Below are 23,314 nucleotides of genomic sequence, written 5' to 3' on the forward strand. Positions count from 1 at the left end.
CCTCAGTGGTAACCTTCAGTATCAGAAACCTTGCCCCGAAAGACGTAGTAGCTCCAGGCGGTGTACACCAGAATCACCGGAATAATCAGTAATGTCCCAACCAGCATAAACAGCTGGCTGGCAGGCGGCGCCGCGGCTTCCCACAGGGTGATGCGCGGTGGAATAATGTTCGGCCACAGGCTGATGCCGAGCCCGCTAAACCCGAGGAAGATCAGCCCCAGCGTCAGCAGGAAGGGGCGGGCGTGGCTCTCCGGGTTGCGCGTCAGCCGCCAGATCAGCACGCTGAAGAGCGCGACCAGCAGAGGAACCGGCAGGAACCAGAAGAAGTTGGGGAAGGTGAACCAGCGGTCGGCCACGTACTGCCAGCCGAGCGGGGTCCAGATGCTCACTACGGCGATAACCACCACCAGCGCCAGCAGTACGTGGCGGGTCAGCTCGCGCATGCGGGCCTGCAGCGCGCCTTCGCTTTTCATAATGAGCCACGTGGTGCCCAGCAGCGCGTAAGCGACGACCAACCCGATACCGCAGAAGAGGTTGAAAGGGGTGAGCCAGTCAAGCGCCGAGCCGACGAACCGCCGCCCCTCCACGTCGAAGCCGTTAATCACGGCGCCCACCACCACCCCCTGGCTGAAGGTGGCGAGCAGGGAGCCGCCGGCAAAGGAGTAGTCCCAGAATTTGCGGTGGGAGGGCGTGGCTTTAAAGCGGAATTCAAAGGCGACGCCGCGAAAGATAAGGCCGATCAGCATCGCGGTGAGGGGGATGGTCAGCGCATCAATAATTACCGCATAGGCCAGCGGAAACGCGCCGAACAGCCCCGCGCCGCCGAGCACCAGCCAGGTTTCGTTACCGTCCCAGACGGGCGCCACGCTGTTGACCATCACGTCACGCTCTCTGGCATCGCCCACGAAGTTAAACAGCAGGCCGATCCCCAAATCAAAGCCATCCATGATGATGTACATCAGCGTGGCAAACACGATGATGGCAAACCAGATAACTGAGATATCGACGCCCATCAGATTTTCTCCTCTTCCGGAACAGACTCGGCGGCAGACAGCGGACGCGCGGGCGTGCCCGAGGTGTTTGACGTCAGCGTATCAACAGGCTGAGGGCCTTTCTTAATCAGCCGGATGAGGTAAACATAGCCCACGCCGAACACCGACGAGTAGACGACGAAGAACGCCAGCAGGCTAATGCTCATCTGAAGGGTGCTGTGCAGCGAGACCGCGTCGATCGTGCGCAGATAGCCATAGACGACCCACGGCTGACGGCCCACTTCGGTGGTCACCCAGCCCGCCAGCAGCGCCAGCAGACCGGCGGGCCCCATGCAGAGGGCAAACCAGTGGAACGGGCGCGAGTGGTAAAGTCGATGGCGATAGCGCAGCCAGACGCTGACCAGACCCAGGGTAATCATCAGCAGCCCCATACCAACCATAACGCGGAAGGACCAGAAAACGATGGTCGAGTTTGGACGATCCTCTTTCGGGAAGTCCTTCAGCGCCGGGACCTGCTTATCGAGGCTGTGCGTCAGGATAAGGCTGCCGAGGGCGGGGATCTCCAGCCCGTATTTGGTGCGCTCTTCTTCCATATCCGGCAGGCCAAACAGCAGCAGCGGGGTGGCCTCGCCGGGCGGATTTTCCCAGTGCCCCTCAATGGCGGCAATTTTGGCCGGCTGATGCTCAAGCGTGTTCAGGCCGTGCATATCGCCCACAACGGCCTGGATGGGGGCGACCAGCAGCGCCATCCACATCGCCATGGAGAACATGGTCCGGATGGCGGGGGTATCGTTACCGCGCAGCAGGTGCCAGGCGCCCGATGCGCCGACAAACAGCGCGCTGCTCAGGAAGGCTGCGATAGCCATATGGATCAGACGGTACGGGAAGGAGGGGTTGAAAATGATTGCCAGCCAGTCTTCAGGGATAACCTGGCCGTTCTGAATGGTGAAGCCCTGCGGCGTGTGCATCCAGCTGTTGGAGGCGAGGATCCAGAAGGTCGACATCAGCGTGCCGAGCGCCACCATGCAGGTCGAGAAGAAATGCAGGCCCGGACCAACCTTATTCCAGCCGAACATCATCACGCCGAGGAAGCCCGCTTCCAGGAAGAAGGCGGTTAACACTTCATACGTCAGCAGGGGACCGGTAATACTGCCCGCGAACTGGGAGAATCCGCTCCAGTTGGTACCAAACTGGTACGCCATGACCAGCCCGGACACGACGCCCATACCGAAGTTAACGGCGAATATCTTTAGCCAGAAGTGGTACAGCGATCGCCAGACGTCGTTTCTGGTGCGCAGCCACATGCCTTCCAGCACCACCAGATAGCTGGCGAGCCCGATAGTGATGGCGGGAAACAGGATATGGAACGAGACGGTAAAAGCGAACTGAATTCTGGCCAGATGAAATGCATCGAGTTCGAACATGGTCCGTACCTCTGAGACGATGGGGCACGAGAATTGCCGGGTAGCTCAGGACTGCCCGGCAAAACCGATTACGGTTTTTTCTTACCGGCACCCAGCTCGGCGCCGGTCAGCGGGTCGGCGTGTGGATCGGACTTCGTGCGGGCAGACATGGCCTTGACCAGGGTTGCCTGTTCGGTCGTCAGCGTCACGCTTGCGCTGCCGTCTCCGCCGTCCACGGCAGGCTGGGGTGACTCAACGTAATCGAAATGTTTATCGCTGTTCCAGCTTCCGCGAACCTCTCCACCTTCAGACATATTGTAGTACTTGTTGGTGAATTCCTCGATTGGCGGCAGTTTTCCCGGTGGGAAGTTATTACGTATGGACTGCAGCGCCTTCTCGAAGGAGAGTTGATGCGCCGCCTCACGCGTCATCAGAAATGCCAGCGCATCCTTGACGCCGGGATCGTCGGTCACGTTGATCAGCCGTTCATAGATGATTTTCGCCCGGGCCTCGGCGGCCACGTTAGAGCGCAAATCCGCCGTCGGTTCGCCGATGGTGTCGACGTAGGCCGCCGTCCACGGCACGCCCGCAGAGTTGGTCAGCGGGGTGCCGCCACCGTAAAGCAGGGAGGTGATGTGGCTGTCGTTACCGTTTTCGGTCATCGACCGGTACAGCTCGGCCTCATTTTCCACCCCTTCCGCCAGCGCGCCTTTCGCGCCTTTATTCAGCATACCGACCAGGGTACCGATGATTTCGAGGTGGCTTAACTCCTCGGTCGCGATATCCATCAGCATATCTTTACGGCCGGGATCGTCATCGCTCAGGCCTTGCGTAAAGTACCGGCAGGCGGCGGCCAGCTCGCCCTGCGGCCCGCCAAACTGTTCCAGTAAAAGATTGGCCAGGCCAGGGTTGGGTTCAGCAACGCGAACCGTGTATTGCAACTGTTTTACGTGTCGAAACATGCTCACTCTCCTGTGGATTATTTTTTCGCTTCGACACCTGACGCGTCTGAACGCAGCAGGAACTGTTCCGTCGTTTCCGGGATATGACGGATCAGCCAGTCGGCCATTTCACGCTCTTCCGCCAGAATGGTCTCGATAGCAGGCACCGAAGCGAGATCGCCCGCTTTTTTGGCCGCCGCCAGCAGGGAGGTATAGCAGGCGATTTCAAACTGCTCGAACACGTAGCCGCTGATCGAACCCTTCACGATTTCGTCAGAAGGGAACATGCCGCCGATGGACTGACCCAGCGCCGCCATTTTGCTCATTGAGTCTTTTAAAACCGAACGAGAAATATCATTACGGTCGAGGATTTCCTCCAGCAATGTAATTTGCCGTTTTGTCTCATTAATATGTTGCTCAATTCTTGCGCGAACATCAGGATAATTATCGATACGGCTGGCCATGGATTCCAGCATAGATTCGGCTTGCTTTTCCATCGCATGGGCATCGCGTAGCCAGTCATGGTAGTGTTCTACGTGATTCATCATTGTATCCTCATAATGGGTTCGCTTATTTGGTCTCACTTTCAGCAGCCTGATCGGCACGCGCGGCACTGTAGCCAGATAAGTGGCCGACAATATTAGCGTAAATACTGATAATAATGACCCACAGCACGCTGTTCTTCCACCATATTACGGAAGGGATAGCGAGAATGAACCATATTATAGCTGCCGTTAAATGGCACCGTTTAATTGTCCTGGGACTGATGCTCATTTTATTTAACCTGTGTTACAGCGTCATTTTTGCGCTTTTTGGTTAATATTTCCAACGGCCAGGTCGGTGAGTTTAAGATCGGTTTCTTTTTCTTCTTCCAGAGTTTCGGCGAGAAGTTTAACGGCTTTTTTATAGCCCAGTTGTTCAGCAAGTGTGGCAAGGGTACCGTAGCTGGCTATTTCGTAATGCTCTACTTTTTGCGCAGCGGCAATTAACGCGGCATCACGTACTTCATTCTTTTCCGTACTTTCAATGACTTCATTGGCTTCCTCTATTAAGCCTTCCATCGCTACGCATTTCATGCGCTTGATTTTGATGCCGTCTTCCTGTTCGACAATCTGGTCAATACGTTCGATTTGACCCTGCGTCTCTTCAAGGTGTGCGGTAAAGGCTGCGCTCAGCTTCTCGCTCGACGCGGCGCGGGCAAGCTTGCTCAGCGCGCGGGTAAGCTGTTTTTCCGCGCTGTAGGTATCCGACAGAAGATGAATAAAGACATCCTCGACGCTTTTCATATTCATAATAATTACGCTCCGGTAAAATAATGAAAGGGTACTGCGAGCTTTTCAGCCCGCAGCATGCTCTCAGGTTTTATTAAAAGAGTTTTAAATAAGATCAGGAGTTATCAGATTTACGGCCTCCGCCGTGACTGTTCTGTCCTCCTTTTTTACCCGCTTCAGAAGCGCGTTGCGGATCGTTTTTAAAGTTGCCACCGCTATGCTGGCCACCTTTACGTCCAGCTTCTGATGCTTTTTCACGGTCTTCAGCGAAATTACCGGAACCACCACGATGCTCTGCCATATTAAACCTCACAATAATATATTGGTTATGTCAGTTCGATACGAAAATATTCCGTATCACTCGTCGTTCGAGTAATAACTCTAGTCGCTGTGCGGTGTGCGTCAAATGCAACTCGTCATTCACGGCTGCGTTATTTTTAAATATTTGTAAATTTACGCTTCGCTTCGGGCGGAAATATGGATGAGCGGGAAGGACTTGTAAACAAATGCTCAGATTAATCCTAAGTTTTCGCTAAAAAGCTGAAAGATGAAGATAAAAATAAAGGGGTACTCATTCCGTCTAATTTTTAGACAGCGCGCAGTCAAAAAATACTCCTTTATAGCTAGAAAGCGGAACCCTAAATAATTATAAAAAACTGGAGAAGCGGACGAGAAGAAAGGTTGGTTGATGTACGACCCGTTCAGAGGGCCCATAGCACACGGTTTGACCACTGTCGTCTTAAGATCACAATTCAGAAATTCTTCCCCCCGGAAGGAACGGGTTTCTCTACACTCCAGGTAATATTCACTGGAGGCATGACATCATGGCGAACACCATCACGGCTGATGACATTCGGGAACACTTTTCGCAGGCTATGTCGGCGATGTACCAGCAGGAAGTTCCGCAGTACGGCACCTTGCTTGAACTGGTTGCAGACGTCAACCTGGCGGTTCTGGAAAACAACCCACTATTACATGAACATCTGGCAAACGCCGATGAGCTTGCGCGCCTGAACGTGGAGCGTCACGGGGCGATCCGCGTCGGTACGGCGGAGGAACTTTCCACCCTGAGACGGATATTTGCCATTATGGGCATGTACCCGGTCAGCTATTACGATCTCTCCCAGGCAGGGGTGCCGGTTCACTCCACGGCGTTTCGCCCGATTGATGATGCCGCGCTGTGCCGTAACCCGTTTCGTATCTTTACCTCACTGCTGCGCCTCGAACTGATTGAGAACGTCGCGCTGCGCGAGCGTGCCGCGGAGATCCTGTCTCACCGGAACATCTTTACCCCGCGCTGTCTGGCGCTTCTCGACCTGTATGAAGCAGAAGGGCAGTTCACTGACGCGCAGGCGCACGAGTTTGTGCAGGAAGCGCTGGAAACCTTCCGGTGGCACCGTCATGCGACCGTCGATCGGGAAACCTATCAGGCGCTGCACAACGAGCACCGCCTGATTGCCGATGTGGTCTGCTTCCCGGGTTGCCACATTAATCACCTGACGCCGCGCACGCTGGATATTGACCGGGTGCAGGAGCTGATGCCGAAGTACGGCATTGAACCTAAAGTTCTGATTGAAGGGCCGCCGCGTCGCGAGGTTCCCGTCTTATTGCGTCAAACCAGCTTCAAGGCGCTGGAAGAGCCGGTGCTGTTTGCCGGTGAACATCAGGGTACCCACACCGCGCGCTTCGGTGAGATTGAGCAGCGCGGCGTGGCGCTGACCCCGAAAGGCCGCGAGCTGTACGATAGCCTGCTCGCCCAGGCCGGCACCGGTAAAGATAACCTGACGCACCAGCTGCATCTGCGGGAGATGTTTAGCGCCTTCCCGGACAGCGAGCTGTTAATGCGCCGTCAGGAGCTGGCCTATTTCCGCTACCGTCTGACGCCTGCCGGAGAAGCCCATCGTCATGCGTTCCGTCCCGGCGACGATCCGCAGCCCCTGATCGAGCGCGGATGGGTGATTGCCCAGCCTATCACCTATGAAGATTTCCTGCCGGTCAGCGCCGCCGGTATATTCCAGTCCAATCTCGGGAATGAAACCCAGGCGCGCAGCCACGGCAATGCCAGCCGCGATGCGTTTGAAGCGGCGCTCGGCTGCCCGGTGTATGACGAGTTTACCCTCTATGAGGAGGCTGAAACGCGCAGCAAACAGCGTTGCGGTTTGCTCTGAAATCGTTACTCTGCTGGGGTGTGATGGAAAAAATAAGGTCGTTATGCAAAATCCTTCCGCCCCTGTGGTTGAAACGCGCTGCGGCGCACTGGCTGGTTTTACTGATAAAGACGTTCATGCGTGGTACGGGATCCCTTACGCCGAGCCGCCCGTGGGTGAGTGGCGCTGGCGCTCGCCGCGGCCGCCTGTGCGCTGGGAGGGCCTTCGCGAGGCTACGGCTTTTTCGCCCTCAAGCTGGCAAAGCAGCGAGTATTGTCAGGAGCTGGGCGGCGGCGATCCGGGCCAGTTTTCTGAAGATTGTCTCTATCTTAACGTCTGGTCTCCCACAGAGCGTGCGGAGCCGCTTCCGGTTATGGTCTGGCTGCACGGGGGCGGGTTTACCCTGGGCGCCGGTGGCCTGCCGCCGTATAACGGCAAAGCGCTGGCCACGCGCGGCGCGGTTGTCGTAACCCTCAATTACCGTCTCGGCCACCTCGGCTTTTTCGCCCATCCTGCTCTGGAAGGGGAAGAAGACCGCGTGGTGCATAATTTTGCCCTGCTGGATCAGATAGCTGCCCTTGAATGGGTGCGGGACAATATCGCCGCGTTTGGTGGCGATCCTGCCAATATCACCCTGTTTGGCGAATCCGCTGGCGCGCGCAGCGTGCTGTCGCTGCTGGCATCGCCCCTCGCAAAGGGATTGTTCCATAAGGCGATTATCCAAAGCGGCTATACCTTGCCGGACACGCCGCGCGAACAGGCGCTACGGAAAGGAGAAGCCCTGGCCGCCCATTTTGGCCTGGAGAACGCAACGGCCGAGGAGCTGCGCGCCATTCCACCCGACGTGTTCTGGCCGTTAACCGCGCCGCTTAACGTGGCCCCGGCGCCCATCGCCGGAGACTGCGTTCTGCCGGAGGCCATGCTGGACGTCTTTTTCGCCGCCCGCCAGCACCCTGTGCCGGTGATGATTGGCTCTAACAGCGACGAAGCCAGCGTGATGGCGGTGTTTGGCATCGATCTCGCGGGGCAAATCCAGAAGCTGCGCCGGGAGCGCCGCTTCGGGCTGGGGCTGATTAAGTTGCTCTATCCGGGCGTGAAGGGCGATGAAGAGCTGGGCAGGCAGGTGTGCCGCGACATGGCGTTTACGACGATGGGCTATGTGGTGATGCAGGCCCAGCAGCGCGTCGGCGGATTGTGCTGGCGCTACTGGTTTGACTATGTCGCCGAAGCGGAACACGCCACCTATGTCAACGGCGCCTGGCACGGCAACGAGGTTCCCTACGTCTTCGACACGCTTGGCCAGGTGGAACCCTCGCGCCAGTATGTCAACGCGCGGGATCTTCAGTTTGCTGCCCAGGTGGCCGATTACTGGGTGAGCTTTGCGCGCGACGCCGGTCGTCGCGACAGCCTGCCAGGGCCGACGCGCTGGCCCGCGTGTCGCAAAGGACGGGACGTTCTGCTACGCATTGGTGTGAATAAACATGCAGGTTTCAGGCTTGAAAACCGCTTTATGCGCGCCCGCATGAGCCTCTTTAAACGGGTGATGAAACACCACGTCAGCCTCGATTAAGCAAACACGCGCGAAACGCCGCCAGCCCGTTTTCCTCGCCAGGCGTTTCGCGCAGCACCAGCCGGTAGCTTGCGCCGGTTTTTATGCTCGTCTCAAAGGGTCGTATCAGCCTTCCGGCCCGGACATCTTCGGCCACCAGCGTTTCGTCGGCAATGGCGACGCCGAGCCCCTGAATGGCGGCCGTGATCGCCAGATCCATCGTGTCGAAGTGTTGATTTTTGTGCATGACAAAGCCGGGGCCTTCCTGTTTTGTCAGCCACAGCGACCAGTCTGTCTTGTCCCTTGTCGGGTGAAGAAACGTTAACGATCCCAGCGCTGCACCCGCGCGCACCGGGCTTATCACCGGGGTGAGCGCCTCTTCGAACAGCAGATCGCCCGCGCTCATGTGCGTGCCGAACACGATGGCCGCGTCGTAGGATTCGGTTTTGAAATTGACGTTGTGATCGGTGGTGGTGGTCAGCGCAATTTGCAGTTCCGGCTGCTCGCGCTCCACCTCCAGCAGGCGCGGCACCAGCCAGCGCATCGCGCAGGTGGGGGCCTTGAGCCGGATCACGGTTTGCTGGCTGCGGGCCTGATCGGCCACGGTCAGCAGGCGTTCGAAAGCCGACTGCAGTTCCGGCAGCAGGGCGCTGCCCTGCGAAGAGAGGCGTAAGCCGCGCGCGTGGCGTTCAAAAAGCGGAAAGCCAAACCACGCCTCAAGGGAGGCAATTTTGCGGCTCACGGCGCCCTGCGTCAGACAAAGCTCGGCGGCAGCATGGGTAAGATTCAGGTGACGCGCGGTGACTAAAAATGCGTCAATGGCATTGAGCGGGAGCGAACGGCGCGACATGGAAAACCCTCAGCTATGCATTTTTCTCATGGCTATTATGACAACAATTCGATTGTCCCGGCAACGAACTTGTTGTTTGAATAGTTATGCAAAGACCATGAGAAGGGTAACAGGATGACTTTACGAACGCCGGTGCAAACGCGCTCCAAACTGCCAGATGTGGGAACCACCATTTTTACCGTTATCGGCCAGCTCTCGGCGCAGCATAACGCCATTAACCTTTCTCAGGGCGCACCGAATTTTTCCTGCGACCCGAAGCTTATCGCGGGCGTCACCCGCGCAATGGAGGCGGGGCATAACCAGTACGCGGCGATGACCGGCCTGCAGCCGCTCAAAGAGCGCATTGCCGATAAAATTGCCACGCTCTACGGCACGCAGTATAACCCTGCCAGCGAGGTGCTGGTCACCGCCAGCGCCAGCGAAGGGCTCTATTCGGCGATTAGCGGGCTGGTGCATCCGGGCGATGAGGTGATTTACTTTGAGCCGTCATTTGACAGCTATGCGCCGATTGTCCGCCTGCAGGGGGCAACCCCAATCGCCATCAGGCTCACGGTGCCGGATTTTGCCGTCAACTGGGACGAGGTTCGCGCCGCGATCACCCCGCGCACGCGCATGATCATCATTAATACGCCGCACAACCCGAGCGGCCAGGTCTTCTCCACCGACGATCTACAGCAGCTGGCGGCGCTGACGCGCAACACCGACATCATTATTTTGTCTGACGAAGTGTACGAACACGTGGTGTTTGACGGTGAGCCGCACCACGGGATGGCCACGCACCCGCAGCTGGCGGAGCGCAGCGTGATTATCTCATCTTTCGGAAAAACCTATCACGTCACCGGGTGGCGCGTGGGTTACTGTGTTGCCCCGGCGGTACTGATGGACGAGATTTGTAAAGTCCATCAATTTTTAATGTTTTCTGCCGATACGCCAATGCAGCACGCGTTTGCTGAACATATGGTCGACCCGCAAACCTGGCTGTCGCTGTCGGCGTTTTACCAGCGCAAACGCGATCTGCTGCACGGTCTGCTGGCCGATTCGCCGTTTACGCTGTTGCCGAGCGCCGGTTCGTTCTTCATGCTGGCGGACTACAGCCAGTTCAGCGACGAGCGCGACAGCGAGCTGGTGAAAAGGCTGATCGTTGAGTACGGCGTTGCCACCATCCCGCTGTCGGCGTTTTATGCGGACGGTACGGACAATAAATTGATTCGTCTCTCTTTTGCGAAAGATGAGGCGACGTTACGGGCAGGTGCCCAGGCCCTGTGTCGGGTTAAACCACGCTGAGGAGTTGTAGATGAAATTACGCGCGTTAGTTGTCGGCATGGGATTGCTGTGTACTTTTTCCTCCTTCGCGGCCACCGAGCTGCGTTACGGTCTGGAAGCGGAATATCCGCCGTTTGAGAGCCGCAATGCGGCGGGCGAGCTGGAAGGGTTTGACGTTGAGCTGGGGAATGCCATTTGCAAAGCGGCTGCGCTGAAGTGCAGCTGGGTGGAAACCTCATTTGATGCGCTGATCCCGGGGCTGGTGGCGAAGAAATTTGACGCCATCAACTCGGCGATGAACATCACCGAGCAGCGCCGCAAGAGCATTGATTTTACCCAGCCGATTTACCGTATTCCGTCGCAGCTCGTTGGCAAGGCCGGCACGGCTGTCGAGGCAACGCCAGAAGGGCTGAAGGGCAAAACCATCGGCGTGCTGCAGGGATCCATCCAGGAAACCTATGCCAAAGAGCACTGGGAAAAGCAGGGTGTCACCGTGGTGTCTTATAAAGATCAGAATATGGCCTGGGGCGATCTGCTGAATGGCCGTATCGACGCCTCGCTGGTGATGTCCGCGGCCGGGCAGGCAGGTTTCCTCAGCAAGCCGCAGGGTAAAGGGTTTGGCTTTATCGGCAAACCGGTGTCAGACGACACTATCCTCGGCAGTGGGATCGGTTTTGGGCTGCGTAAAGGGGACGAGGCCACCAAAAAGCAGCTTGATGCCGCGATTGATAAAGTACGTGCCGACGGCACGATCGCTAAACTCGCTGATAAGTACTTCCCGGGTATCGATGTCAGCGTAAAATAACCGCCTCATTGGCCCCGGTGAGTGATGTCGCACCGGGGCATTTTTATACACATTTTCCAGGCTTTCTTTACACCACTTTCGGGCCGTTCTGGTCGACAGAAAATATTTCTCACTTTGTTCAGATAATCACCGGCCAACAATTGGATTCTTAACCATTTTTGTTTAGGCTGTGCGTTCTTTCTTGCCGTCATTTCGCCGCGCGCGAAACACATTCACACGACCATAAGGACGTTTTTCCAGGCATGAATCGCAGACGTTTTCTAAAAGGCTCGCTGGCAGTGGCAGCCCTGAGCGGCACATCCGGCCTTGCTTCCCTGTTTTCCAAAGCGGCATACGCTGCTGACTCTGACATCGCTGACGGTCAGAGCCGTCGTTTTGACTTCTCCGTACTGCAATCCATGGCGCATGACCTGGCGAAAACCCCATGGGGTGGCGCGCCGCGCCCGCTGCCGGATACGCTGGCAACCATGACGCCGCAGGCGTACAACGCCATCCGGTACGATGAAAAACAGTCTCTGTGGAACAACGTTGAAGGGCGTCAGCTGGACGTACAGTTCTTCCATATGGGGATGGGGTTCCGCCGCCGCGTGCGGATGTTCTCTTTGGATCAATCCACCTCGATGGCGCGCGAGATCCACTTCCGTCCTGAGCTGTTCAGCTACGGTGAAACGAGCGTAGATACCAAACAGCTGGAGGGGCAAAGCGATCTCGGCTTTGCAGGCTTCCGCGCCTTTAAGGCGCCGGAGCTGGCGCGTCGCGATATCGTCTCTTTCCTGGGGGCGAGCTACTTCCGCGCGGTGGATGACACCTACCAGTACGGCCTTTCCGCACGCGGCCTGGCGGTCGATACCTTTACCGACACCCCTGAAGAGTTCCCGGACTTTACCTCTTTCTGGTTTGAAACCGTCAAGCCGGGTGATACCACGTTTACCGTCTATACGCTGCTCGACAGCCCGAGCATCACCGGTGCCTATAAGTTTGTGATCCACTGCGAGAAGAGCCAGGTGATCATGGAGGTCGAAAACCACCTCTACGCGCGTAAGGACATTAAGCAGCTCGGCATCGCGCCGATGACCAGCATGTTCAGCTGCGGCAATAACGAACGCCGCATGTGTGACACCATTCACCCGCAAATCCATGACTCCGATCGCCTGGCGATGTGGCGCGGCAACGGAGAGTGGATCTGTCGTCCGCTGAACAACCCGCAGAAGCTGCAGTTTAATGCCTACATGGATAAAAACCCGAAAGGGTTCGGCCTGCTGCAGCTCGATCGCGATTTCTCGCACTATCAGGACGTGATGGGCTGGTATAACAAGCGTCCGAGCCTGTGGGTTGAACCGCGCAACGACTGGGGGAAAGGCTCGGTTGGCCTGATGGAGATCCCGACGACGGGTGAAACCCTGGATAACGTGGTCTGCTTCTGGCAGCCGGAAAAAGCCGTCAAGGCGGGCGACGAGCTGGACTTCAAATATCGCCTGTACTGGAGCGCCATGCCGCCGGTGCGTTCTCCGCTGGCCAACGTCTTCGCCACCCGCACCGGTATGGGCGGGTTCCCGGAAGGCTGGGCGCCGGGCGAGAATTACCCGAAAGTGTGGGCCCGCCGCTTTGCCATCGACTTCGTCGGCGGCGACCTGAAGGCCGCAGCGCCGAAAGGTATCGAGCCGGTGATTACGCTCTCCAGCGGTGAAGCGAAGCAGGTTGAGATCCTCTACGTCGAGCCGTTTGACGGATACCGTATTCTGTTTGACTGGTACCCGACGTCGGATTCAACGGAGCCGGTGGATATGCGCCTGTTCCTGCGCTGCCAGGGCGATGCCATCAGCGAAACCTGGCTGTACCAGTATTTCCCGCCAGCGCCGGACAAACGTCAGTACGTTGATGACCGGGTAATGCGTTAACGATTGATTCCCTCTCCCTGTGGGAGAGGGTTAGGGTGAGGGGCAATGACCGCAGCAAAATCCGAAATTATCCCGGTCTCTGACGCTATCGAACTTCGCGCCGTCGAAGATCGCTATACCGCCGATCTGCACAACCTCGTCGTAAAAAACAGAACCTGGCTGCAAACCGCCTTTGACTGGGCGCAGCACGTGGGCAGCGAGGACGATACCCGCCGCAACGTGCAGAGTAACCAGATGCTGCACCAGCGCGGCTACGCCAAAATGTTTCTGATCTTCAAGGGTGACGCGCTTGTCGGTGTGCTGTCGTTCAACACGATTGAACCGACCAACAAAGCCGGGTACATCGGCTACTGGCTGGATGAAGACCACCAGGGGCAGGGCATTCTCTCTCGGTCGCTGCAGGCGTTTATGCGCTACTACGCCGAGCGCGGGGAGATCCGCCGTTTTGTGATTAAGTGTCGGGTCGCGAATCAGAGCAGCAACAGCGTTGCCCTGCGCAACGGCTTTACGCTGGAAGGGTGCCTGCGGGAAGCGGAATACCTTAACGGCCGCTTTGACGACGTGAACCTCTACGGGAAAATTTATACCCTATAACGCGCCCAGCAGCGGCGTGCGGGTGATGCGCTGAGCGCCGTTAACCACCTTTTCGCCGCGCAGGTGAATGCTCTCGCCGGCAAAGGCTTCAATGACCGCATCGTCGGTGATTTCAACCCGATGCTCAATCAGCACATCGCCACTGATCCGCGCGCGTCCCTGGATCACCACCTTATCGTCCAGCATGATCGGCCCGCCGCGCAGCCATGCCTGACCGCCAATCAGGACGTGGTGCTTAATGACGCAGTTGCCTTCCACCACGGCATTCTCCGCAATCTGCGAGCTGTAGCGCACCGTCGGGATGGCATCGTCGTCAAAACCGGCTATCACCCGGGCGTTGCCGTAGACTTTTGCGCAGTCGCACACCCAGACGTTATTCAGGTCGTTACCCTCGAGGATAGCGTTGTCGAATATTTCGGCGCGGTGCTCAACAAAGGCAAAATTGACCATCGCCTCGCCGTAGATTTGCGCCTGGTGCACAATGCGCGACTGGCTCACCGTCGCCTTATCGTAGATTTGCAGGATCTGTTCACGGTCCGGCGTTAGCCCTTTGGCCGCAATGACCACGCTGTGATGCAGTACGCGAGCCTCGCCGTAAATATGGCACTCGCCGCGCACGCAGGATTGCTGAATGGTGACGTTGTCACTTATTCGCGCGCCGTGGCTCACCTCCGCACCGTCCAGCCAGCAGCTGTCGCCAATACGCGCATCATGGCTAATGATGCAAGGCAGGGTAAGACGCGCGTTGCCGGACACGGCTGCGCCGGCGAATACCACGCTGTTTTCGTCGTAGATCCAGCAATTGCCGTCCTGCGAGAGGGCGCGCTCGTCGTCAATCCAGCCGCCCTTTGTGCCGGCCACGACGTCGTTAAAATCGGCCGTGGCGATAATCTGCCGCAGCGTGGCGGAGTGGGAGGTCTCGCCGTTTTTCCACTGCCAGAGGCGGGTTTCATCGCTGAGTCGGTACTTTTTCATCGTGCGGTCTCTGATAGGCGTCTCAACTAAACGTAGCAAACTTTTGACCTTTCGTTGTACTGGCATCCGCTGCAGAAACCCCTTAAAATGGCATTTAAAATACATTTTAAAAATTAAAATTAATGAGCAAATTTAACACTCCCCAACAGGCGCTTAACTTGCCCGCCGGGTATTTTGGCATGGTGCTTGGCATCATCGGTATGGGCTTTGCCTGGCGCTATGCCAGCACCCTCTGGCCGGTGACGCGCTGGCCGGGGGAGAGCCTGGTTGCCCTTGCGGTGGTATGTTGGTTTCTGTTAACGGTCGCGTTTTTGACGCGCGCGATCCGTTTCCCGCGCAGCGTGCTGGCAGAGATGCGGCACCCGGTGACGAGCAGTTTTGTCAGCCTTTTCCCGGCCACGACGATGCTGGTCGCCATCGGTTTTGTACCCTGGTTCCGCCCGGTCTCGCTGGTGTTGTTTGGCACTGGCGTAGTGGTGCAGCTTGCGTACTCGGCCTGGCAAAGCGCCGGGCTATGGCGCGGGAAACATCCGCAAGAGGCGACCACGCCTGGATTATATCTGCCCACGGTGGCGAACAATTTTATCAGCGCGATGGCGTGCGGCGCCCTCGGGTTTCACGATGCAGGGCTGGTCTTCCTCGGCGCGGGCATCTTTTCCTGGCTCAGCCTTGAGCCGGTCATTCTGCAACGCCTTCGCAGCGCCGGAGAGCTGCCCGCCGCACTGCGCACGTCTCTCGGGATTCAGCTGGCGCCCGCGCTGGTGGCCTGTAGCGCCTGGTTCAGCGTGAATGGCGGTCAGGCGGATACGTTTGCGAAAATGCTGTTTGGCTATGGCCTGCTGCAGCTGCTGTTCATGTTGCGCCTGATCCCATGGACCCTGTCCCAGCCGTTCAATGCCTCATTCTGGAGCTTCTCCTTTGGCGTCTCGGCCCTGGCAACCACGGGTCTGCATCTGGGACAAAGCAGTCCGGCGGGCTTTTTCCACGCCATCGCCGTGCCGCTGTTTATCTTCACCAACGCCATTATTGGCTGGCTGCTGGTGCGTACATTGATTCTGCTGCTTCAGGGCAAACTGCTGGTTCGCACTGATAAAGCACTGCTTATGCAATCTGAGGAAAAATGATGACCGTTGATGAGAATTACTTCACAGAGAAATATGGCTTAACTCGTACGCACTCAGAAGTGCTGTTCAGTGCGGAAAAGGTTAAACCGGGCAAAACGCTGGACCTGGGCTGCGGCAACGGCCGTAATAGCCTGTACCTTGCGGCCAACGGGTACGACGTGACCGCGTGGGACAAGAACCCGATGAGCATCGACAATATCGAGCGCATCAAGGCGGCAGAAGGGATTAAGAATCTTCAGACCGCAATTAAAGATCTCAACGGCCTGAGCTTTGACGGCGAGTACGATTTTATTCTCTCCACCGTGGTGCTGATGTTCCTGGAAGCCAGCACCATCCCGGGCCTTATCGCCAACATGCAGCGCTGCACCCGGCCGGGCGGCTACAACCTGATTGTCGCCGCCATGGATACGGTGGATTATCCTTGCACCGTCGGCTTCCCGTTTGCGTTCAAAAGCGGTGAGCTGAGCAATTACTATGAAGGCTGGGAGCTCATCAAGTACAACGAAGAGCCCGGCGAACTGCACCGCACCGACGAAAACGGGAACCGCATCAAACTGCGCTTTGCCACGATGCTGGCGCGCAAGCCCGCCTAACGGGCGGCCAGCAGGCAGAGCTGCAGGGCGGTGCGGTAAGACGCCTCAAACGACGACAGCGGCAGGAATTCAAACCTCGAGTGGAAGTTATGCGCGCCGGTAAAGAAGTTCGGCGTGAGTAACCCTTTTGCCGAGAGCGCCGCGCCGTCGGTACCGCCGCGCATGGGCGTCGGTTTCGGCGTGATGCCGAGCGATTCCATCGCCTCAAACATCAGGTCGATAGCGCGCCTGTCTTCGCCAATCGCATTGCTGATATTGCTGTAGGTATCTTCAATGCGATACTCCACGCTGGCGGTCGGGTGTTGGGCGGCAATCCGCGCGGCAACGTCGGCAATCTGCTGCTTGCGGGCAGCAAAGTTGTCCTTGTCGAAGTCCCGGATATTGGCCTTAAGAACGGCCTCGTTCTGCCCGGCCTGAATGCCGTTAAACCAGATATAGCCTTCACGCCCCTCGGTGCACTCCGGCGTCTGCTGGCGGTCGAAGTGGCTGATAAAGTCGGTTGCCATTAATAACGGGTTCACCAGCACGCCTTTGGCGGACATAGGGTGCGCCGTCACGCCGGTAAAGCGGATCTCAGCGGCTGCCGCATTAAAATTCTCGTAGACAATTTCGCCCAGCTCGCAGCAGTCGATGGTCCAGGCGAAGTCGACGTCGAAGCGCTTAAGGTCCAGCGCCTTGGCGCCGTTCAGGCCGATCTCTTCGTCAGGCACAAACGCCACGACAATATCGCCATGCTGATGCTCCGCCGTCAGGTTTTCCAGCACCGTCATCACCACCGTGACCGCAGATTTATTATCGGCGCCTAATACGCTGGTCCCGTCGCTGAAAATAATCTCCTCGTTCGGGTAAGCCAGAATTTCGGGATGCTCTTTCACCCGCAGCCAGATCTCTTTTTCTTTATTCAGACAGAGATCTTCACCGGTAAACGTTAATATTTGTGGATGAATATCCGGTGATAAACCCACGTCGACGGTATCAATATGGGTAATAAAGCCGATGCGCGGCGCGCCGGGCACGTTGCCTTTTTTGACCGCCGTCACCGTGGCGAATTCATCAATCACGATGTCGTCTAAACCCAGCTGTGCCAGCTCCTGCGCCAGTTCCCGCGCCATGTCGTGCTGGCCCGGCGTTGAGGGCAGCGTTTTCACTTTAGGATCGCTCTGGCTGGTGATGGCGAGATAGCGGAAAAAACGATGCGTTAATTGTCTGGAAAGCGGCGAGCCCATAGTGATTTGTTCCTTATTTATTTTTCGGGTGTTTGCCATCTCACTTTAATGTTATTTATGAAATGGCAAAAGAATTAATTAGCCGTCGAATTAAAAAGACAGGAATAAATGATGACAAGCAAACTCGCAACTTTCACGCTGGCGCTTGCTGCACTCACGGTCAGTTCCGCTGTCGCCGCAAAAACGCTGGTGTATTGCTCCGAAGGATCGCCGGAAAACTTCAATCCTCAGCTGTACACCTCGGGAACCAGCGTGGACGCCAGCGCCGTGCCGGTTTATAACCGGCTGGTCGACTTCAAACCCGGCACCACGGAGCTGGTGCCGAGCCTGGCAGAGCGCTGGGAGGTGAGCGACGACGGCAAGGTTTACACCTTCCATCTGCGCAAAGGCGTTAAGTTCCAGAGCAACAAATCCTTCACGCCGACCCGCGACTTTAACGCCGATGACGTCATTTTCTCGTTTATGCGCCAGAAAGACGTCAACCATCCGTACCACAACGTCTCGAACGGCAGCTACTCCAACTTCGAAAGCCTGGAGTTTGGCAGCCTGATCACCGCCATTGATAAAGTGGATGACCATACCGTACGCTTTACCCTGGCGCACCCGGAGGCGCCGTTTGTCGCCGATCTGGCCTGGTATTTTGCCTCGATCCTTTCCGCTGAGTATGCCGACGCGATGCTGAAAGCGGGCACGCCGGAGAAGGTGGATATGGCGCCGATCGGCACCGGGCCGTTTAAGCTGACGCAGTATCAGAAGGATTCCCGCATCCTGTTCACGGCGTTTGCCGACTACTGGCAGGGGAAATCGAAGCTGGACAGGCTGGTGTTTACCATCACGCCGGATGCCTCCGTGCGGTTTGCCAAAATTGAGAAGAACGAATGTCAGGTGATGCCGTTCCCGAACCCGGCCGACCTGCCGCGCATGAAGGCCAACAAAGACATCAATCTGATGAGCAAGCCCGGACTGAATACCGGCTTCCTGGCGTTCAATACCCAAAAGCCGCCGCTGGATAACGTAAAAGTTCGCCAGGCGCTGGCAATGGCCATTAATAAACCGGCGATTATTGACGCTGTGTTCCACGGTACCGGCACCGCGGCGAAGAACCTGCTGCCGCCGGGTGTCTGGAGCGCCGACAGCGAGCTTAAGGACTACGAGTACGATCCAGAAAAAGCCAAAGCGCTGCTGAAAGAGGCCGGTTTTGCTAACGGCATGAGCATCGATTTATGGGCAATGCCCGTCCAGCGGCCCTATAATCCGAATGCGAAACGCATGGCGGAGATGATTCAGGCAGACTGGGCGAAGGTCGGCGTACAGGCCAAAATCGTCACCTACGAATGGGGCGAATATTTAAAACGCGTGAAGGGCGGAGAGCATCAGGCCGCGCTGATGGGCTGGACCACCGCTACGGGCGATCCCGATAACTTCTTTGGTCCGCTGTTTACCTGCACCTCGGCAAACGGCGGGTCAAATTCGGCGAAATGGTGCTACAAGCCGTTTGATAACATTATCGCCGAAGCGAAATCGATAACCGATCATGATAAACGCGTGGCGCTGTATAAACAGGCTCAGCAGATCATGCATGACCAGATGCCCGCGGTGATGATTGCGCATTCGACGATTTTCGAACCGGTGCGCAAGGAAGTGAAGGGCTATGAAATCGACCCGTTTGGCAAACATCTGTTCTGGCAACTGGATATAAATCAGTAATTTTTCACTGCCCGGCACGTGGCCGGGCAGTCTTTTCGCAATTTGTGCTCCCGGCATCATTTTTTGTCACAACAAACCCACCAGTCTTTTGCTATAACTTCAAATGCATACTTGCAGATAACATGGAAAACTATCATGCGTACTCAAACTTTTTTTAAAGTTGCAGTGCTTACTGGTCTGTTGGCGTTGGCGGGCTGTTCTTCTAAAGTCGCCGCTCCCGAACAATATTCTGGCTTTTTAAAAGACTATTCAGGATTACAGCAGACGACGTCTGCGACGGGTAAACCTACGCTGCGTTGGGTTGATCCTTCTTATAACGAAGCTAATTACGACAGTATTATCTGGACGCCGATTACTTATTATCCTGCGCCTAAACCGACAACACAGATTGGTCAAAAAACGCTTGATGAGCTGCTGAATTACACCAATAACAAAATGAAAACTGCTATTGGTACCCGTAAGCCGATTGTCACCACGCCGGGTAAACACAGCCTGATTTTCCGCGGTGCCATTACCGGGGTGAGTTCGCAGAAAGAGGGACTGCAGTTCTATGAAGTGGTGCCTGTTGCGCTGGTGGTTGCCGGTACGCAGATGGCAACCGGACATCGCACCATGGATACCCACCTTTACTTTGAAGGTGAGCTGATCGATGCGGCCACCAACAAGCCGGTTATGAAGGTAGTGCGTAAAGGCGAGGGTAAAGAGCTGAATAACGCAAATACGCCGATGACCTTTGCAACGCTGAAGCAGGTTGTTGATGATATGGCGACCGACGCCACCATGTTTGATGTGAAAAAGACCGCAAAATAACCTAAAAAGGCCTGCGTATTGCAGGCCGTTTTATTTACGCCGTGCGCAGGCGTCTGAACCAGGTTTCGGGTTTGGTAAACATCACCATATTTCCCCCCAGAATCAGCAAGAGTCCAATAATTCCGTTGAAATGCCAGACGTAGCCTTCATACACCGTGGAGATGGAGAGCGCCACCAGCGGGAAGAGCAGCGTACTGTAGGCCGCTTTGCCCGGGCCAATGCGTCCCACCAGCGTGAAGTACGCGCCAAAGGCAATCACCGAACCAAACAGGGCCAGATAGAGCAGCGCGCCAATGTAGCTGGTGGTCCACTCCGGCGTGAAGCTGTCGCCTCTGAAGAGCGCAATGCAGCCCATCACCAGCGTACCGTAGAGCATCGCCCAGGCGTTGGTGGTCATGGTCTCAAGGCCTCTGCGCTGATGGCGCATGCTGATCATATTGCCCAGCGAGAAGCCGTAGGTACCGAGCGCGGAAAGACCAATGCCCGTCAGGAGCGACGCGCTCCAGCCGCTGGCCAGCAGATCGTCCCAGAAGAGGGTGACGATCCCCACCAGGCCCAGTGCCGCCGCCGTCCAGAAACGGGCGGGTGGGCGCTGCCCGAAGAAAATAAAGCTGTTAATGGCGTTATAGAGCACGGCCATGGAGAAGATCACCGATTCCAGCCCGGTATTGATGTGCGAGGCCGCGGTGTAAAAACACCAGAAGTTAAAGCAGAAAACGCAGCATCCCTGGAGCATGCAAAAAAGATGATCCCGCAGCGCCAGCTTGCGCAGGCGGCGCAGGGCGAGTAATACCACCATCATCGTGAGGCTGGCGACGGCGAAGCGCCAGAAAATAGAGACGGGCGCCGCCACGGGGCCCTGCTGCAGGAAAATGGCAATCCAGGTGGTTCCCCAGATAATGACCACCAGTCCGTAAAGTAATGCGTTCATATTTTTCTCTTCTCAAACCACCGAAGCCCGCAGTATGGCGCAGCATTTTATAAAGGGCTTTCACCCGCTTGCGGTGGACTTGCAAAATCTTGCGCTTTTTTCTTTACCGGGGACTGGCAACGGAAGACAACTCTTCTTAGACTGACATTCCAGTCCATCACGCGCTAATGGTTATGTCTCACGCTTACGATACCTTTGAAACGCTTTGCCAACAGAATGCAGTCCTGCGGGAAACCGTCTCGCTGAATTCGGGTATTCAGCTGGCAGCGTGGTACAACAAGCACGATACGATAACGGTAAAAAGTAACCATCATACCCTGAGCCTGTACGTGGCAGACGGTTACGAAAGCTACCAAAAAACGCCGGGCGGCTGGAAGAACGGCGGGGGGCCGGACCGTTTCTGTTTGATGCCCAAAGAGAGCGAATCGACGTGGGATATCCGGGACGATCTGTCGTTTGTGCATCTCTACTGTACCGATGAACACCTGCGCGACGTGGGCGAAAAAATCTGGGACAAGCGGCCGCTTTCGCTGACCCTGGACGAACGTATTTTTGGCAGCGATCCGAAGATCACCGCGCTGTATCGCCAGTTTTTGCTTGGCTGCGACTGGCAGCAGCACGCCAACCAGCTCACCCTGAGCACGGCCTCTACGCTGCTCCTGACCCATCTGCTGCAAAACTACTCAAACGTGCAGTGGAAGCTGCCGGTCGTCACCGGCGGGCTATCGCCGTTTGTTCTGCGTAACGTGCTGGCGTTTATCGAAGAGAACCTGGGCCAGCCCCTGACGCTGGCCGAACTGGCGGCCCAGGCCGCCCTCAGCGAATACCATTTTGCCCGCATGTTCCGCCAGTCGACGGGGCTGGCGCCGCATCAGTACGTGATGCAAAGGAGAATGGAAAAAGCGAAAGCCCTGGTGCAGCACACCTCAACGCCGCTGACGGACATCGCGCTGGCCTGCGGGTTTAACTCCGCCAGCCACTTTAGCAACCGCTTTCGCAGCGTGACGGGCATGACGCCGTCGCAGCTACGCGCGGCGAGCGCGTGAAAACAGGGCATAGCATACGCCGCCCAGCACCAGCCCCCAGAATGCCGAGCCAATCCCCAGGATCGTGACGCCGCTTGCGGTCATCAGAAACGTGACGATGGCCGCGTCGCGCTCCGCTTCGTGATGCAGCGCCTGATACAAGCTCCCGCTGATGGTTCCCAGCAGCGCCAGACCGGCCAGCGTCTGGATCCAGCTGAGCGGCAGGGCGGCCATCAGCCCGGTAATGGACCCGCCGAAAATCCCCGCCAGCAGATAGAAACCGCCGGCAGCGATGGCTGCCAGCCAGCGCTTTGCGGGATCCGGGTGCGCGTCCGGGCTTTGACAAATGGCGGCGGTAATCGCCGCAATGCAAATGGAAAAGACGCCAAAGGGCGAAAGCAGCAGCGCCAGTCCACCGGTAACGATAATGAGCGGCGAGACCGCCAGCGGGTAACCGGAGGCTTTCATCGTGGCGAAGCCAGGCGCATTTTGCGAAGCCATGGTTACCAGGAAGAAGGGCACGCCAATGCTCACCAGGCTGGTAAAGGTGAAGGCGGGGGCAATAAATTCAGGCATTACCAGAGAGAGGGTAAGCCTATCGGTGACAACGTCACCGCCCGCCCATGCCACGATACCGCCCACCAGCAGCGTGACCACGATGGCATAGCGCGGGGCCAGCGCTTTTGCTATCAGCCATGCCGCAATCATGCTGCCGCACAGCAGAAAGTGTCCCTCCAGGTGCGCAAACGCGTGCAGGCCAAACTGCAGCAGCACGCCTGCCAGCATGGCGGCGGCAAGGGAATGGGGGATCAGCTTCATCAGCCGGGCGAATAAGCCGGTGATGCCGCAGAGTAAAATGAGCGCATTGGCAAAGATGAATACGCCGATCGTTTCAGCCAGCGTCACGCCGTGCAGGCTGGTGGCGAGCAGCGCCGCGCCGGGCGTTGACCAGGCGGTCAGCACGGGCGCTTTATACCACCAGGAAAGCGCCAGCGTGCTGACGCCCATTCCAATTCCCAGCGCGGTCATCCAGCCCGCTATCTGCTGCGCGCTGGCGCCTGCCGCAGCCGCGGCTTGCCAGATGATGGCTGCCGAACTGGCGTAACCCACCAGAACGGCGACAAACCCAGCCAGTACGGTGGGAACAAAATGTGAGGAAGGGCGCATGAAAACTCCATTGTGCGTTATAACGTCCGAGATAAGGTAACAC

General features: G+C 57.1%; 23 protein-coding genes. 11 read left to right on the plus strand and 12 right to left on the minus strand.

The features are described 5' to 3' along the window. Nucleotides 1-2: 2 nt before the first annotated feature. The 7 genes from cydB to ACWHWP_RS11555 all read right to left on the minus strand — a co-directional run bounded on the left by cydB (nucleotide 3) and on the right by ACWHWP_RS11555 (nucleotide 4,908). Nucleotides 3-1,013, minus strand: coding sequence for a cytochrome d ubiquinol oxidase subunit II (gene cydB, locus ACWHWP_RS11525; RefSeq protein ID WP_059310145.1), 1,011 nt, complete (start codon nucleotides 1,011-1,013; stop codon nucleotides 3-5). Next, nucleotides 1,013-2,416, minus strand: coding sequence for a cytochrome ubiquinol oxidase subunit I (locus tag ACWHWP_RS11530; RefSeq protein ID WP_429052741.1), 1,404 nt, complete (start codon nucleotides 2,414-2,416; stop codon nucleotides 1,013-1,015). The genes cydB and ACWHWP_RS11530 overlap by 1 nt, the downstream gene beginning before the upstream one ends. A gap of 68 nt (nucleotides 2,417-2,484) precedes the next feature. Continuing rightward, nucleotides 2,485-3,357: a manganese catalase family protein gene (locus tag ACWHWP_RS11535; RefSeq protein ID WP_059310143.1), complete on the minus strand. Its 873-nt coding sequence runs from the start codon at nucleotides 3,355-3,357 to the stop codon at nucleotides 2,485-2,487. 17 nt (nucleotides 3,358-3,374) lie between these two features. Further along, the gene (locus ACWHWP_RS11540) at nucleotides 3,375-3,881 is read right to left on the minus strand and encodes a ferritin-like domain-containing protein (protein ID WP_047348571.1); all 507 of its coding nucleotides are present in this window, start codon (nucleotides 3,879-3,881) and stop codon (nucleotides 3,375-3,377) included. Nucleotides 3,882-3,906: 25 nt separating this feature from the next. Then, on the minus strand, nucleotides 3,907-4,110 hold the full coding sequence (locus ACWHWP_RS11545; RefSeq protein WP_013096662.1) for a hypothetical protein: 204 nt from the start codon (nucleotides 4,108-4,110) through the stop codon (nucleotides 3,907-3,909). 23 nt (nucleotides 4,111-4,133) lie between these two features. Further along, a complete protein-coding gene (locus ACWHWP_RS11550) occupies nucleotides 4,134-4,628 on the minus strand; it encodes a YciE/YciF ferroxidase family protein (protein ID WP_023311678.1) in 495 nt (164 codons plus the stop codon). A 94-nt stretch (nucleotides 4,629-4,722) separates the two neighbouring features. Continuing rightward, nucleotides 4,723-4,908 carry a con-10 family general stress protein gene (locus ACWHWP_RS11555; RefSeq protein WP_004150795.1) on the minus strand — a complete coding sequence of 62 codons (186 nt, stop codon included), beginning with the start codon at nucleotides 4,906-4,908 and terminating at the stop codon, nucleotides 4,723-4,725. A gap of 523 nt (nucleotides 4,909-5,431) precedes the next feature. Here ACWHWP_RS11555 and hglS point away from each other — a divergent pair. Both hglS and ACWHWP_RS11565 read left to right on the plus strand, forming a co-directional pair. After that, the gene (gene hglS / locus ACWHWP_RS11560; protein WP_447855611.1) at nucleotides 5,432-6,775 is read left to right on the plus strand and encodes a 2-oxoadipate dioxygenase/decarboxylase HglS; all 1,344 of its coding nucleotides are present in this window, start codon (nucleotides 5,432-5,434) and stop codon (nucleotides 6,773-6,775) included. A 43-nt stretch (nucleotides 6,776-6,818) separates the two neighbouring features. Further along, nucleotides 6,819-8,324, plus strand: a complete 1,506-nt coding sequence (locus tag ACWHWP_RS11565) for a carboxylesterase/lipase family protein (protein WP_447855612.1) — start codon at nucleotides 6,819-6,821, stop codon at nucleotides 8,322-8,324. Here the strand turns inward: ACWHWP_RS11565 and ACWHWP_RS11570 are convergent. Continuing rightward, complete coding sequence (locus ACWHWP_RS11570) at nucleotides 8,311-9,153, minus strand: LysR family transcriptional regulator (RefSeq protein WP_059310140.1); 843 nt, start codon at nucleotides 9,151-9,153, stop codon at nucleotides 8,311-8,313. The two genes, ACWHWP_RS11565 and ACWHWP_RS11570, sit on opposite strands and share 14 nt — an antisense overlap. A 114-nt stretch (nucleotides 9,154-9,267) precedes the next feature. Here ACWHWP_RS11570 and ACWHWP_RS11575 point away from each other — a divergent pair, with 114 nt between their 5' ends. The 4 genes from ACWHWP_RS11575 to rimL all read left to right on the plus strand — a co-directional run bounded on the left by ACWHWP_RS11575 (nucleotide 9,268) and on the right by rimL (nucleotide 13,713). Next, entirely contained in the window at nucleotides 9,268-10,437 is a 1,170-nt protein-coding gene (locus tag ACWHWP_RS11575) for a pyridoxal phosphate-dependent aminotransferase (RefSeq protein WP_063428142.1), read from the plus strand. Between the two features lie 10 nt (nucleotides 10,438-10,447). Continuing rightward, a complete protein-coding gene (locus tag ACWHWP_RS11580; protein ID WP_025756391.1) occupies nucleotides 10,448-11,221 on the plus strand; it encodes a transporter substrate-binding domain-containing protein in 774 nt (257 codons plus the stop codon). 242 nt (nucleotides 11,222-11,463) lie between these two features. Next, nucleotides 11,464-13,119 carry a glucan biosynthesis protein D gene (locus ACWHWP_RS11585; protein ID WP_059310138.1) on the plus strand — a complete coding sequence of 552 codons (1,656 nt, stop codon included), beginning with the start codon at nucleotides 11,464-11,466 and terminating at the stop codon, nucleotides 13,117-13,119. A gap of 45 nt (nucleotides 13,120-13,164) precedes the next feature. Continuing rightward, the gene (rimL, locus tag ACWHWP_RS11590; protein ID WP_447855613.1) at nucleotides 13,165-13,713 is read left to right on the plus strand and encodes a 50S ribosomal protein L7/L12-serine acetyltransferase; all 549 of its coding nucleotides are present in this window, start codon (nucleotides 13,165-13,167) and stop codon (nucleotides 13,711-13,713) included. On the opposite strand, the gene ydcK is transcribed toward rimL, so the two are convergent. Beyond that, the gene (ydcK, locus tag ACWHWP_RS11595; RefSeq protein WP_059310136.1) at nucleotides 13,708-14,688 is read right to left on the minus strand and encodes a YdcK family protein; all 981 of its coding nucleotides are present in this window, start codon (nucleotides 14,686-14,688) and stop codon (nucleotides 13,708-13,710) included. The two genes, rimL and ydcK, sit on opposite strands and share 6 nt — an antisense overlap. A 122-nt stretch (nucleotides 14,689-14,810) precedes the next feature. On the opposite strand from ydcK, the gene tehA reads away from it, so the two are divergent. Together tehA and tehB are read left to right on the plus strand one after the other, a co-directional pair. Next, complete coding sequence (gene tehA, locus ACWHWP_RS11600; RefSeq protein ID WP_447855614.1) at nucleotides 14,811-15,812, plus strand: dicarboxylate transporter/tellurite-resistance protein TehA; 1,002 nt, start codon at nucleotides 14,811-14,813, stop codon at nucleotides 15,810-15,812. Beyond that, the gene (gene tehB / locus ACWHWP_RS11605) at nucleotides 15,812-16,405 is read left to right on the plus strand and encodes a tellurite resistance methyltransferase TehB (RefSeq protein ID WP_072250534.1); all 594 of its coding nucleotides are present in this window, start codon (nucleotides 15,812-15,814) and stop codon (nucleotides 16,403-16,405) included. Before tehA ends, tehB begins: the two co-directional genes overlap by 1 nt. Here tehB and pepT read toward each other — a convergent pair. Further along, nucleotides 16,402-17,631, minus strand: a complete 1,230-nt coding sequence (gene pepT / locus ACWHWP_RS11610; protein WP_059310133.1) for a peptidase T — start codon at nucleotides 17,629-17,631, stop codon at nucleotides 16,402-16,404. The two genes, tehB and pepT, sit on opposite strands and share 4 nt — an antisense overlap. A gap of 111 nt (nucleotides 17,632-17,742) precedes the next feature. On the opposite strand from pepT, the gene ACWHWP_RS11615 reads away from it, so the two are divergent. Together ACWHWP_RS11615 and ACWHWP_RS11620 are read left to right on the plus strand one after the other, a co-directional pair. After that, complete coding sequence (locus ACWHWP_RS11615; RefSeq protein WP_447856667.1) at nucleotides 17,743-19,338, plus strand: ABC transporter substrate-binding protein; 1,596 nt, start codon at nucleotides 17,743-17,745, stop codon at nucleotides 19,336-19,338. Between the two features lie 135 nt (nucleotides 19,339-19,473). Continuing rightward, entirely contained in the window at nucleotides 19,474-20,148 is a 675-nt protein-coding gene (locus ACWHWP_RS11620; protein WP_047348558.1) for a DUF3313 domain-containing protein, read from the plus strand. A 34-nt stretch (nucleotides 20,149-20,182) separates the two neighbouring features. On the opposite strand, the gene ACWHWP_RS11625 is transcribed toward ACWHWP_RS11620, so the two are convergent. Further along, nucleotides 20,183-21,079 (minus strand): DMT family transporter, encoded by an 897-nt coding sequence (locus tag ACWHWP_RS11625; protein WP_047348557.1) that lies wholly within the window; start codon nucleotides 21,077-21,079, stop codon nucleotides 20,183-20,185. A 173-nt stretch (nucleotides 21,080-21,252) separates the two neighbouring features. On the opposite strand from ACWHWP_RS11625, the gene ACWHWP_RS11630 reads away from it, so the two are divergent. After that, nucleotides 21,253-22,125: a helix-turn-helix transcriptional regulator gene (locus ACWHWP_RS11630; RefSeq protein WP_047348556.1), complete on the plus strand. Its 873-nt coding sequence runs from the start codon at nucleotides 21,253-21,255 to the stop codon at nucleotides 22,123-22,125. Here ACWHWP_RS11630 and ACWHWP_RS11635 read toward each other — a convergent pair. Continuing rightward, nucleotides 22,105-23,271 (minus strand): benzoate/H(+) symporter BenE family transporter, encoded by a 1,167-nt coding sequence (locus ACWHWP_RS11635; RefSeq protein WP_063956305.1) that lies wholly within the window; start codon nucleotides 23,269-23,271, stop codon nucleotides 22,105-22,107. The two genes, ACWHWP_RS11630 and ACWHWP_RS11635, sit on opposite strands and share 21 nt — an antisense overlap. Nucleotides 23,272-23,314: the final 43 nt, after the last annotated feature.

Source organism: Enterobacter sp. WI-ESBL-E8, assembly GCF_053364895.1.

Coding starts and splice junctions, on each gene's coding strand:
- pepT (WP_059310133.1), bottom strand. CDS start 17,631: ATGGGCTCGCCGCTTTCCAGACAATTAACGCATCGTTTTTTCCGCTAT.
- hglS (WP_447855611.1), top strand. CDS start 5,432: ATGGCGAACACCATCACGGCTGATGACATTCGGGAACACTTTTCGCAG.
- rimL (WP_447855613.1), top strand. CDS start 13,165: ATGACCGCAGCAAAATCCGAAATTATCCCGGTCTCTGACGCTATCGAA.
- ACWHWP_RS11565 (WP_447855612.1), top strand. CDS start 6,819: ATGCAAAATCCTTCCGCCCCTGTGGTTGAAACGCGCTGCGGCGCACTG.
- ACWHWP_RS11630 (WP_047348556.1), top strand. CDS start 21,253: ATGTCTCACGCTTACGATACCTTTGAAACGCTTTGCCAACAGAATGCA.
- ACWHWP_RS11570 (WP_059310140.1), bottom strand. CDS start 9,153: ATGTCGCGCCGTTCGCTCCCGCTCAATGCCATTGACGCATTTTTAGTC.
- ACWHWP_RS11555 (WP_004150795.1), bottom strand. CDS start 4,908: ATGGCAGAGCATCGTGGTGGTTCCGGTAATTTCGCTGAAGACCGTGAA.
- ACWHWP_RS11625 (WP_047348557.1), bottom strand. CDS start 21,079: ATGAACGCATTACTTTACGGACTGGTGGTCATTATCTGGGGAACCACC.
- ydcK (WP_059310136.1), bottom strand. CDS start 14,688: ATGAAAAAGTACCGACTCAGCGATGAAACCCGCCTCTGGCAGTGGAAA.
- ACWHWP_RS11575 (WP_063428142.1), top strand. CDS start 9,268: ATGACTTTACGAACGCCGGTGCAAACGCGCTCCAAACTGCCAGATGTG.
- ACWHWP_RS11585 (WP_059310138.1), top strand. CDS start 11,464: ATGAATCGCAGACGTTTTCTAAAAGGCTCGCTGGCAGTGGCAGCCCTG.
- tehA (WP_447855614.1), top strand. CDS start 14,811: ATGAGCAAATTTAACACTCCCCAACAGGCGCTTAACTTGCCCGCCGGG.
- ACWHWP_RS11615 (WP_447856667.1), top strand. CDS start 17,743: ATGACAAGCAAACTCGCAACTTTCACGCTGGCGCTTGCTGCACTCACG.
- ACWHWP_RS11550 (WP_023311678.1), bottom strand. CDS start 4,628: ATGAATATGAAAAGCGTCGAGGATGTCTTTATTCATCTTCTGTCGGAT.
- ACWHWP_RS11530 (WP_429052741.1), bottom strand. CDS start 2,416: ATGTTCGAACTCGATGCATTTCATCTGGCCAGAATTCAGTTCGCTTTT.
- ACWHWP_RS11545 (WP_013096662.1), bottom strand. CDS start 4,110: ATGAGCATCAGTCCCAGGACAATTAAACGGTGCCATTTAACGGCAGCT.
- ACWHWP_RS11535 (WP_059310143.1), bottom strand. CDS start 3,357: ATGTTTCGACACGTAAAACAGTTGCAATACACGGTTCGCGTTGCTGAA.
- ACWHWP_RS11540 (WP_047348571.1), bottom strand. CDS start 3,881: ATGAATCACGTAGAACACTACCATGACTGGCTACGCGATGCCCATGCG.
- ACWHWP_RS11620 (WP_047348558.1), top strand. CDS start 19,474: ATGCGTACTCAAACTTTTTTTAAAGTTGCAGTGCTTACTGGTCTGTTG.
- ACWHWP_RS11580 (WP_025756391.1), top strand. CDS start 10,448: ATGAAATTACGCGCGTTAGTTGTCGGCATGGGATTGCTGTGTACTTTT.
- ACWHWP_RS11635 (WP_063956305.1), bottom strand. CDS start 23,271: ATGCGCCCTTCCTCACATTTTGTTCCCACCGTACTGGCTGGGTTTGTC.
- tehB (WP_072250534.1), top strand. CDS start 15,812: ATGACCGTTGATGAGAATTACTTCACAGAGAAATATGGCTTAACTCGT.
- cydB (WP_059310145.1), bottom strand. CDS start 1,013: ATGGGCGTCGATATCTCAGTTATCTGGTTTGCCATCATCGTGTTTGCC.